The organism is Flavobacterium sp. HTF, assembly GCF_003105115.1.
GTDB lineage: Bacteria > Bacteroidota > Bacteroidia > Flavobacteriales > Flavobacteriaceae > Flavobacterium.
Window position 1 is genome coordinate 1 of record NZ_QETH01000123.1, and the last position, 10856, is coordinate 10856.

8 protein-coding genes and 1 pseudogene are annotated in these 10856 nt (G+C 34.2%); 2 read left to right on the forward strand and 7 right to left on the reverse strand.

Annotated elements, in window-relative coordinates; genetic code table 11:
* Positions 1 to 289: 289 nt before the first annotated feature.
* From DCO46_RS20925 to map, 3 genes are all read right to left on the reverse strand, one after another.
* Entirely contained in the window at positions 290 to 1063 is a 774-nt protein-coding gene (locus DCO46_RS20925) for a class I SAM-dependent methyltransferase (RefSeq protein WP_116754424.1), read from the reverse strand.
* 81 nt (positions 1064 to 1144) lie between these two features.
* On the reverse strand, positions 1145 to 1384 hold the full coding sequence (locus DCO46_RS23400; RefSeq protein WP_317048066.1) for a GxxExxY protein: 240 nt from the start codon (positions 1382 to 1384) through the stop codon (positions 1145 to 1147).
* Between the two features lie 201 nt (positions 1385 to 1585).
* Positions 1586 to 2404, reverse strand: a complete 819-nt coding sequence (map, locus tag DCO46_RS20935; protein WP_116754425.1) for a type I methionyl aminopeptidase — start codon at positions 2402 to 2404, stop codon at positions 1586 to 1588.
* 199 nt (positions 2405 to 2603) lie between these two features.
* Between map and DCO46_RS20940 the strand changes: the two genes are divergently transcribed.
* Positions 2604 to 3857: a DUF445 domain-containing protein gene (locus DCO46_RS20940; RefSeq protein WP_116754426.1), complete on the forward strand. Its 1254-nt coding sequence runs from the start codon at positions 2604 to 2606 to the stop codon at positions 3855 to 3857.
* A gap of 78 nt (positions 3858 to 3935) precedes the next feature.
* Here the strand turns inward: DCO46_RS20940 and gpmI are convergent, their stop codons facing one another.
* Entirely contained in the window at positions 3936 to 5453 is a 1518-nt protein-coding gene (gpmI, locus tag DCO46_RS20945) for a 2,3-bisphosphoglycerate-independent phosphoglycerate mutase (RefSeq protein ID WP_116754427.1), read from the reverse strand.
* A 140-nt stretch (positions 5454 to 5593) separates the two neighbouring features.
* A pseudogene (locus tag DCO46_RS20950) lies at positions 5594 to 8019 on the reverse strand (DUF5916 domain-containing protein).
* Positions 8020 to 8348: 329 nt separating this feature from the next.
* On the opposite strand from DCO46_RS20950, the gene DCO46_RS20955 reads away from it, so the two are divergent.
* Positions 8349 to 9071: a murein L,D-transpeptidase catalytic domain family protein gene (locus DCO46_RS20955; RefSeq protein WP_116754428.1), complete on the forward strand. Its 723-nt coding sequence runs from the start codon at positions 8349 to 8351 to the stop codon at positions 9069 to 9071.
* Here the strand turns inward: DCO46_RS20955 and DCO46_RS20960 are convergent.
* Positions 9060 to 10652: a murein L,D-transpeptidase gene (locus DCO46_RS20960; RefSeq protein ID WP_116754429.1), complete on the reverse strand. Its 1593-nt coding sequence runs from the start codon at positions 10650 to 10652 to the stop codon at positions 9060 to 9062. The genes DCO46_RS20955 and DCO46_RS20960 overlap by 12 nt on opposite strands.
* Position 10653: 1 nt before the next feature.
* A partial coding sequence (locus DCO46_RS20965) for a GNAT family N-acetyltransferase (protein ID WP_116754430.1) occupies positions 10654 to 10856 on the reverse strand: 203 nt, incomplete at its 5' end.

Sequence of the window (10856 nt, forward strand, 5' to 3'; positions counted from 1 at the left end):
CAAATACAATTCCAAAGCTCTCAATGATGCCTTTAGTTGCTTTTTTGTCAAGATATTTAATTTCAATGGTATTCTCAACAATATAGGCTGTTGGGATATAGGTGTTCAGATTTTTTTCAAAACTGATGTCAAAACAGAACTGAAATGATTTTGTAGGTTCCAAGTGCAGGGATTTGGTTTGGTTGTAATTTGGGAAGCTGTCTAAAAATAAAAAGTTTTCAAAATTACAATAATTTGAAAACTTTTTAAATGAACTTATATCACTTATATGGTGAAAAAAGGAATTCGTTTAGTTTTCCTGTTTGAAGCAAAGCGGAATAATTTCGCCTTTTGCCAAACAATATTTCTCAACCAGCTCCGGTGTAATTTTATTGGTATAATCTTCTTCGATTACGATAAAGCCAATGCTGCGCAATTTGTCAAAATAATCACGGCCGTAAACACGTACATGATCGTATTGTCCAAATATCCTGGCGCGCTCTTTTTGATCTGTGATCGTGTCATCTGCAAAGGTAACTTCTCTTGATAAATCCTGAGGAATCTGAAGAATAGCCATTCCACCCGGTTTTAAAACACGAAACAATTCCTGCATCGCTTTTGTATCATCCGGAATATGTTCTAATACGTGATTACATAAAATCACATCATATTCATTGTCCTTAAAAGGTAAATTACAGATATCTGCTTTTACATCTGCCAAAGGAGAAAGTAAATCTGTAGTGGTATAATCAAGGTTTTTCTGCTTACGGAATCTTTTATAAAAAGCTTGTTCCGGAGCAAAATGCAGTACTTTTTTAGGGGCTGTAAAAAAATCAGTCTGATCATTTAGATACAACCAAAGCAAACGATGTCTCTCTAACGAAAGTGTACTTGGCGAAAGCACATTGTTACGTTGTTTTCCGTACCCGTACGGTAAAAAAGATCTGAAACTTTTCCCGTCAATCGGGTCAGTATATTTATTTCCTTTTAATGAAAGAGCTAAAATCGGACGCGCCACATAACTCAAACGAATTAATAATGGGCGTGGGATTGTATTAAGTACTAATTTAAAAAGTTTTTTCACAGTTAAATAAATTTGAACACGAATTTCACAAATTGGCACGGATTAATGTTGTGCTGAAATTTCACGAACTTTTGATTTGGGTTAAAGTATTATTCTTTTGTATTTAAGGCTGTCTTCTCCAAAATTGACTAATAAGCCAAGTTTGTTTTTTGAAGCAGCTAAATAATTTAATGTCTGCTTGATTTCACTTGTGGTTAATGTTGCAATTGCTTTGAGTTCTAGAATGATTTCATCAAATACAACAAAATCTGCAAAATAATAACTCGGTAATATAATCTCTTTGTACGCAATATTATATCTTAATTCTCGATTATAGGGAATCTCGTTTCGTTGAAACTCATATTCTAAAGCATCTCCATAAACCTTTCACTATGTCCTTTTCCTAAAATTTTGAGGACTTCCATACAAATCCCAATAATTCTATAGGACTCTTCTCTTAAATATAATTCACTCATTATTTTTATTTCGTTTTAGTGTAATTTTTACCACAACACTAATCCGTGATAATTCGTGAAATTAGTGTTATAAAATAAGTGGTACTTGTCTGAATTCATCTTCTTCATTGCTTTCGATGCCTAAAGCTTTGTAGATGTATTGAAAAGTCGATAATAATTCTGGTTTGCCGTCCACTAAAGCCACATCGTGCTCGAAATGTGCACTTGGTTTTCCGTCAGCGGTCAAAATTGTCCAGCCATCTTTAAGCTGTTTGATGTTTCTTGTCCCCATATTGATCATTGGCTCAATAGCCACAACCATTCCTTCAACAAAAAGTTTTCCGCGTCCGCGTTTTCCGTAGTTTGGCATTTCAGGTTCTTCGTGCATTTTTTGCCCGACACCATGTCCTACCAATTCACGAACCACTCCGTAACCGTGAGCTTCTGTATATTTTTGAATCGCATTTCCGACATCTTCCACACGATTTCCTGCTTTAAATTCTCTGATTCCTACGTAAAGAGATTCTTTAGTTACCTGTAAAAGTTTTTTAACTTCGGGAGCAACTTCTCCAATCTCAAAACTGTAAGCATGATCTCCATGGTAGCCATTTTTAAAAGCGCCACAATCTACAGAGATAACATCACCACTTTTAAGAGGAACATTATTTGGAATACCATGAACAACCTGAGCATTTGGGCTCATACAAAGCGAATTCGGGAAATCGTACAATCCAAGAAAACTTGGGACTGCACCGTGATCACGAATGAATTCTTCGGCTAATTTGTCAAGATATAATGTAGTAACTCCTTCTTTAATTTCAGAAGCAATCATTCCTAATGTTTTTGATACGATCAAAGCACTTTCGCGCATTAATTCGATTTCCTCTCTAGTTTTTTGGATAATCATATTTTTTCCATTTTCAGTTCGCAAAAGTACAATTTTATATTATTTTTTTAGCCACGAATTTTACGAATTTACATGAATTGTATTGTGTGAATAATTCTATTAAATTATAATTAGTGCAAATTCATAAAATTCATGGCAAACTCTTTTAATTTAATATCTCAGAAAAAAGCCATAAATTAGTAGTAAAAACATATTTGATATGGAAACTATTTCAGAACAGGATATCTCCAAAGTAAAGGCTTTAAGGAAAATGAAGAGAAATGCTTTGGCACTTTTGGGTGTTGCGGTTCTTTTGTTTATAATTGCCATTTACTTTAAAATTCCAATGTTACAGGCTTTTAGTGAGGCGGCAATGGTTGGCGGAATTGCCGATTGGTTTGCTGTAGTGGCACTTTTTCGTCACCCGTTAGGAATTCCGATTTGGCATACAGCCATTATTCCGATAAAAAAAAATGAGATTGGCGAAAACCTCGGAAACTTTGTATCAGAAGAATTCCTGAACCGGGAAAAACTCGAAATCAAATTGGAAGAATTCAGCTTTGCCACAAAAGCCTCAGACTGGCTGGCAGAACAAACGAATGCGGATAAAATTGCCAGTGTAGTTACAGTAAACATTATTCCGGGGGTTTTAAAAACAATAAAAGACGAAGATATAAAGAGATTTATTCAGGTTCAGTTTGCAGAAAAACTGGAATCAATAAATTTTGGAAATTGGGTAGCACTGGCTTTAGAGCCTTTGCAAAAAGGAACTGTAAAAGATCAGTTGCTGACGAATCTTTTAGAAGTAATGAGCAGCGAATTAAGTAATAATAAGGATTTAATCCGCAAGAAAGTAAAAGCTTCAACACCTTTTCTGAGTTTCGGTTTAGCGGATAAAAGTATTTCAGAAGGAATTTTTAACGGGCTTCAGGAATTTCTGGATGAAGCCAAAAAACCGGAAAGCGAAATAAGAATAAAAATAGATGAATATATTTTTAATTTTCTTGATAAAGTAAAAAACTCAGAGGAAATGAGAGTCAAAATTAATAATATGATTCTTGATTTTGTGGGTAAAAAAGAGGTTCAGGATTATATAAATGGCATCTGGGACGAAATAAAATTATCGATAACCAATGACCTGGAAAAAGGTGATGAATCTTCTATTAAAAAAAGTGTGTCGAATTTAATTCAGCTTTTTGGAAATGGGCTCAAAGAAGACACTGTGATGGTTGACAAAATCAATAATTTTATTAAAAACGATTTGCTGTCAGTACTTTTAAACAATAAAAAAGTAATTGGAGACTTAATATCCTCAACAGTAAAAAGCTGGGACGGGAAAGAAGTTTCTGAAAAATTAGAACTGGAAATCGGAAAAGATCTGCAGTACATCAGAATAAACGGAACTCTGGTAGGAGGACTGATCGGACTTGTAATTTACGGTGTTGAGCAACTGTATCATTATTTTATTATTTGATAAAACATACAAATATCTTAAAACAAAAAAGAGACAAATTTTTATAATTTGTCTCTTTTTTTTATGTGAATATGTTTTCTATAAAAGCGAGTGGCAGGTCATTGCTGATGGCTGCTGAACGCCCATTAATTCTAAAATAGTAGGAGCAATATCTCCTAATACACCATCATTAATGTTTTTCAGGTTTTTATCAACCAAAATAATAGGCACCGGATTTGTTGTGTGTGCCGTATTTGGGCTTCCGTCAGGATTAATCATTGTTTCGCAATTTCCGTGATCGGCAATTACAATCGTAGTATAATCATTTGCAAGGGCTGCTTCAATAACTCCTTTTGCGCAGGCATCAACAGCCTCACAAGCCAGGATTGCAGCGCTCATGATTCCGGTATGTCCAACCATGTCGCCATTTGCAAAGTTTAAACAAACGAAATCAACTTCGCCTTTGTTTAATTCAGGAATTAAAGCATCTCTTAGTTCATAAGCACTCATTTCCGGTTGTAAATCATAAGTAGCTACTTTAGGAGAATTTCTCAAAATTCTTGATTCACCTTCAAAAGGAGTTTCTCTTCCGCCTGAAAAGAAGAATGTTACGTGAGGATATTTTTCAGTTTCAGCGATACGAATTTGTTTCTTTCCTGCTTTCTCTAAAACTTCACCAAGAGTTTCTGTAATATTATCTTTATTATAAACCACTTTTACGTTTTGATACGTTTCATCGTAGTTGGTAAGCGTTACATAATACAGGTTTAGTTTGTGCATATTCTGCTCGTGGAAATCCTGTTGCGAAAGTGCTTCTGTAAGTTCACGTCCTCTGTCTGTTCTGAAATTGAAGAAAATAACCACATCACCTTCTATAATAGTTGCTAATGGTTTTTCTTCTTCATCCACCATGACAATTGGTTCGATAAACTCATCGGTAATATGATTTTCATAACTGGTAAGGATACTTGCAACTGCATTATGAGAAGGAGTTCCTGTTGCGTTTACAACCAAATCATACGCTAATTTTACTCTCTCCCAGCGTCTGTCACGGTCCATTGAATAGTAACGGCCGATAATGGAAGCAATTTTTACAGGAGTATCTTTAATATATTCTTCAAGATCATGAATGTATTTTGCACCTGATTTTGGGTCAACATCACGACCGTCTGTAAAGGCATGAACAAAAACTTTGTCTAAACCATATTCCTGTGAAGCATCAATTAATCCACGTAAATGTGAAGTGTGTGAGTGAACTCCTCCATCAGAAACCAGACCTAAAAAGTGTACTTTTTTATTATTTTCCTTAGCATATTTAAAAGCATCAACAAGAACCTGCTCTTTGGCAAGTGTTTTATGTGCTACGGCTAAATTTATTTTGGCTAAATCCTGATAAACGATTCTTCCGGCACCAAGGTTCATGTGACCAACTTCACTGTTTCCCATCTGACCTTCCGGTAAACCTACGTTTAAACCATCGGTTCTAAGTTGTGCACTAGGATAATTTTGGTAAAGACTGTTTATAAAAGGAACATTTGCATTGTCTATTGCAGATATTTTAGGGTCAGGAGATTTTCCCCAACCGTCTAAAATCATAAGGATTACTTTCTTGTTCATTATTTTTTTGTTTTCTACAAAGATAAAGCATTTATAAAATGTGCAAGTCAGCGATATTACATTTATATTTAATAAACTGAACGGTATTGAAAAATAATAATTTAATTATTTAAGTCTTTATTTTTTAAAATTAATTCACACTAAGCTCTTTTTCTGGCTTTATTTCTGAGGGCATTATAATCTATAAAATATTTTACGCTAATTGAAAAAATGTGTTTTAAGGAATCATTTGTAAGCAAACCGGTTACACTATGTTTAAAATCTTTGTCGATAATACGCTCAAAATTAGAAGCATTATTTCTGTATAATGCAGAAAGCTGGCTTCCGGGAGCAAACCACCATGAATAGGATAAGTCTGCGTTCCAGGAATAAAAACTTGAATTTTTGTTTTCAGTATATTCAGTATAAGGCACTAAAATGCCGTCAGGTTCAAGTTCGAGTATGTTTTTATTTTCGGCAGAAGACCAATATTGACGAACAGCCAGATTCAACGTCATCGCACTGTTAATGGCATATTTTCCGGCTAATGTATTGGCATATGTTGTGACATCGCGATTAGCAAAAACAATTTTGTCAGGAGTATTTTCATTATCATCATTATCATAACTGTCAATGTACCCTTTGTTATTGTTTTTCTTTAAAAGGCTGAAAGTGTAAGTCAGCAGAAGTTTATCATTAAAACGATACCTTGGCCCAACATCCACGCCAAATGCCGCTCTTCCCGGTTCATCGGCCACAGAAAGTGTAGGGTTTAAATCTAAAGCAAATTTGTAATTATAATTGGTCGATATACTTCCCCAGAAATCAAATTTTCGCGGAATAGTTACATATCGGTTATCAGTCCTTGGCTCATAATAATCATACATTTCTACCGGGAAAACAGTTATCCCCATTCCGTAATAATTATTTTTAACGGTAGTAAGGTTCAGGTTTGCATTTATATTGAATTCCTGAACTTTCCCCGAATCCTTATTGTATTCACTATACATATTATAGTTAATCCTGAATGTATTGAAAAGTTTAGTTGGATTTAGAATTCTGTAATTGGCATTTCCATAAAAATTGTAATAATTTTTATAAAAATTGATTCCCAGGTCATTAGGGTCAAAATCTTTGGTTACAAAATCAGATCCCAGACTGTAACGATAATTTCCGCTGGTTTCTGCAAAAGTTATAGTAGAATAAAAACCATTTTTGTCTTCAGTATCATTTATGGTACTATATTTTACATTTCCGTATAGATTATAAGTGTTTGCTTTTGTGTTTAGATCCCATGCCAGACCGGTAACATTCGAATCCCTGTAGTGACCGTTTCGGCTCACATTGGTATTGATCAGAGAGACAGATGAATTTTTGCGAAAACGCTGATCCAAAACCAAAACATTATAATTTGTTAACGGCTCAACAATCTCACGTCGCGTTTCGCCTGTTATAGTATCTTTTATGGTTCCAAAAGTTTTTTCGGTCACCGCATTCAAAATCCCGACACCAAGCCCTTTTTTTGTTCTTCCGGAGATTTTTAATGCATTTATAAGATTTACACTCTGCGGACTTTCTATTTCCTCGTTATCATTCAAATCCGGTTCAACAGACGGAGTACCGCCAATTCTTCGCGAATAAAACATATTACCTTTATTAAATAAATCTGTTCCTTCTGTAAAAAAAGCCCTGTTTTCATTAAACTGCTGCTCAAAAGGACCAAGATTCAAAATCTGGTCATCATACTTGGCCTGTCCAAAATCCGGTATTAAAATCGCATCCAGTGTAAAAGCATCATTAATACCATATTTGATATCCATTCCGCCCTTCATCGTGCCGTAGGTTTTTTGGCCGTCAGCAGCATTTAAATAATAAGAAGCATACGGCATAAAAAACAATCGGGTAGGAGGTTTATGTTTTCAATTCCTGTCAAATCTCCATTTTGTTGTGTAAAGGTGCCAATTTTTGTATCAATTAAACTCCAGGTATATTTTTTTCTTTCGCGTTTGATTTCCCTGAAAAAATTAATTCCCCAGGTTTGTTTGTTTTCTGCAGAGAAACGCAAAGCTGCATATGGAATTTTCATTTCTACAATCCAGCCTTTGTCAGTCATCGCAGCTTTACTGATCCATATCGCATCCCATGAATAGTCCTCGCCAATAGCATCTGTCATGATACAGTCTCCCTGTACATCCGCAGCCGAGACGAAAAACTCAAAATTTTGCTGGCCGTCATTAAAGCCATTTATAAAAACACCAAAAATATCGGCAGTTCCAAAATTGTCCCTTTGTGAGATCTCCTTCAAAATTTTGGCTGGCTCATCATCATACATCATCGCGCCAATATAAATAGCGTCATTATTATATAAAACCTTAATTTCTGTTTTTCTCGATTCCGGAATTGGTTTTCCGTTATCAGGTTCAAACATAACAAAGTCCGAGGCTATTGGTGCAGTATCCCATGCCTGTTCGTCCAGTTTCCCATCAATAGCTATATTTTGAGAAATAGATTGTGCCTGTAAAGTTTTCTTTTGGGCAAAAGTCCAGAAAGAGGATAATAAAAGAGTAAAAAAAACTATTTTCTTCATGATTTTTAAAAACATACTTTTTCCTAAAAAGTATTTTCTGTGTATATAGACACCCTTTTTTTCTAATTGTTACACATTAATATAATAATAAACACCTGGTGAGATTTATATAATTCCCATATTAAGTTATAAGTATTTCATATCGGATATTTTTTTTGTAAGTAAATATGTAGTAAAATTAGTTAATTTACGAATTTATCCTAATTTTTTCCTTCCAAATTGTTAAAGTTTAAACAAAAATGCACTGATTTACAATGATTTATTTTGTCTGCTGTCTTTTTTTTATACTTTTGTCAAGCCCAAATTTATTATTAACCTAAAGAAATTCAATGATTTACAAAATTTATCCACTTGTGGTGTTTTTGCTATTGTCTTTTGGTAAAGATTCAAAAAACACAACCGAATTAAAAACAGCAACTACAAAAAGTATTGCTAAAGTAGAAAAAGTTGCAATTGATGTTAAAATTGAAAACACATACAATGCACTAAAATCAAACAATTTTGCTTTACCCGAACTTAAAATCTTTTCTGAAGCATTAAAAGGTTTTTACCTGTTGAAAGAAAGAGGAGCTATTCAAAAAGACATTTTAACTCTGATTGATTTTAGTTTATCATCAAATACCAAACGTCTTTGGGTAATTGATTTATCATCTAACACTATTTTGTTTCAGTCCCTTGTGGCGCACGGAAGAAATACCGGAGAAGAATTTGCATCAGCATTTTCAAACTCAAATTCATCTTTCAAAAGCAGCTTAGGGTTTTATGCTACAGGCGAAATCTATCAGGGAAAACACGGAGCTTCATTACGTTTAGATGGTTTAGAAAGAGGTGTTAATGACAATGCCCGCGAAAGAGGAGTTGTTGTTCATGGTGCAGATTACGTTTCAGAATCTTTTATCAGAAATCATAAAAGATTAGGAAGAAGCCAGGGCTGTCCGGCTCTTCCTGTTGAACTTACAAATGAAATAATTCAGACGATTAAAAATAAATCGTGTTTGTATATCTATCATCCGTCAAGAAGTTTTGCGATGGAAGAAAAACTATTCTCTTAGTTTAGCATACAAATCTGAATCAAGATTATAAATATCAGCTCTGAAAATGAGCTGATTTTTTTTGCTCCATGCTGTCCAGTACCACTGATACAAAGCGTACTTCTTATTAATTTTTACGTAAGTTGTTTTTTTGGAAGCAATAATCGTGTCAATTTTATCTTTCGTATAGCTTTCAGAATCATCCAGAATGTGCTCAGCTACTTCTAATGGATTTTCAATACGAACGCAACCGGAACTCAGTGAGCGGTTATTTCTTCCAAAATAATTTCTATGATTGGTATCGTGCAGGTAAACGCTGTGATGATTGGGGAACATAATTTTCATTAAGCCCAAAGAATTGTTGTAGCCCGGACTTTGCACATAGCGATACTTTCCCGGGTTGTTTTCGTTCCATGCTTTCGGGTCCACAACTTTTCCGGCAGAATCATAAATAGTGATGTTTTTCTTGGCCAGATAATTTCGATTGCGTTTCATTGCCGGCACAACGTCTTCTTTTAATATCGTAGGCGGAACAGTCCAGGTTGGGTTAAAAACCACGGATCTTAACTTTGAAGTAATGATAGGCGTTCTTCTTTTGCTTGTACCTACGACCACATTTCTAACCAGAGTAGTATCCTGATTTTCAACAACATTTAAGCTATAATCGGGAATATTGATAATGAAATAGCTTTCGGATAATTCATTATTATACCATCTCCAGCGCTCCAGGTTTGCAATAATCTGTTCTTTTCTTTTTTGTTTAGAAAAGTTTAAGGCATTTATTGTTCCTGCGCCAATAACTCCATCGGCAGCAAGACCATGTCTTTCCTGGAATCTTTTAACTGCGTCAAATGTTTTTTGATCGTATTTTTTGGTAAGACTATCGCTTTTTCCGGACATATCTTTCCAGAACAAAAGTCTTTTTTTGATATTGATTAAAGAACTGCTAGTGTCGTTTAAGCTTATTTTTACTTTATCCGGTGATGGTATGTTCCCAATATCAGTATCATCAGGAAAAGTATTGATAATTGTAAGAGCTTCTAATAATTGTTTGTATGGCTCAGCCTTTGACTGGCAATGCTCGGATATGCTGTCTAATTTATTTTCATTAAAAGCTTTTACAAGAACATTGTTGACGTCGAATGTTTTTTCTTCCAAATCCCAGTTAGTGTATAATTTTTTAGGATCCAGTTTTCCTTTATATAAATGCGATAAGTATAATTCAAAATTATAAGTAAGCAAAATGTCATAAGTGGCTAATTCAGAATCTTTTAATTCGCTAATTCGTTTTTCGAATTTTTCTAATGTTGAAGATTTGTAATCGTCAGGATTCAGACCCAGTTCATCTGATTTTTTTAATAAAGACAAAACAAATGTCCTTTTTTTTAGATTTCCCCAGACCGTTTTATTTTCAGATGAATGATAAAATTGTTTAAGAGTTTCACTTTTAAAAGCATTTATTGTAGCTGTGTCAATTTGTACTTTTCTTTCATCGGTAAGAATAATTGCAGGAGGTGTAACTGTTTTTACCGGAGCTTTTGGAGATTCTTTTTTGCAACTAATTAAAATATTTATTATTAACAAAAAGTAAAGTTTCTTCATTTTATATTTCTTTATACATTAAATAATGTTCGCCGACATCTTTTATATCAAAAGCCTCGCCAATAGTTTGGTAATTCAGTTTTTTATAAAAGCCAACGGCAGCTGTTCTGGCATTAAACCATATTAATTTAATCCCTTTTTCAGTGCAGAAATATTCGCAGTGTTTTACAAGAGCTTCACCAAATCCTTTCTTCTGATGCAACT

Bases quoted from the DNA above. Each gene is read 5' to 3' on its own strand.
- map (WP_116754425.1), bottom strand. From the start codon at position 2,404: ATGATTATCCAAAAAACTAGAGAGGAAATCGAATTAATGCGCGAAAGT.
- DCO46_RS20940 (WP_116754426.1), top strand. From the start codon at position 2,604: ATGGAAACTATTTCAGAACAGGATATCTCCAAAGTAAAGGCTTTAAGG.
- gpmI (WP_116754427.1), bottom strand. From the start codon at position 5,453: ATGAACAAGAAAGTAATCCTTATGATTTTAGACGGTTGGGGAAAATCT.
- DCO46_RS20955 (WP_116754428.1), top strand. From the start codon at position 8,349: ATGATTTACAAAATTTATCCACTTGTGGTGTTTTTGCTATTGTCTTTT.
- DCO46_RS20960 (WP_116754429.1), bottom strand. From the start codon at position 10,652: ATGAAGAAACTTTACTTTTTGTTAATAATAAATATTTTAATTAGTTGC.